1 protein-coding gene is annotated in these 223 nt (G+C 70.9%); it reads right to left on the bottom strand.

Annotation, left to right across the window (positions count from 1 at the left end):
* The coding region (locus tag E4K09_RS16695) for an alpha/beta hydrolase-fold protein (RefSeq protein WP_244610542.1) at positions 1 to 223 on the bottom strand (223 nt) is incomplete at both ends.

The following is a 223-nucleotide window of genomic DNA, read 5'->3' on the forward strand; positions in this document are numbered from 1 at the left end:
GTCCAGAAAGCCGTCGGCCGTGCCCTGGTCGACCAGGATGTCGCTCACGCGCGCGCCGCCTTCGATCAGCGCGCAGGCATCGTAGTCCCGCCAGGCCGCCCGCTCCGGCCCAAGATAGGCCTGGAGCGCCTTCTCGCCCCACGGGCAGTTCATGGGTGAAGCGATCGGCGCCAACGCCGACACCGCCTTGAAGCGGCCGGGGTTGCGCAGCGCGATCGTCAGC

It is taken from the genome of Microvirga pakistanensis (genome assembly GCF_004458765.1).
Classification (GTDB): domain Bacteria; phylum Pseudomonadota; class Alphaproteobacteria; order Rhizobiales; family Beijerinckiaceae; genus Microvirga; species Microvirga pakistanensis.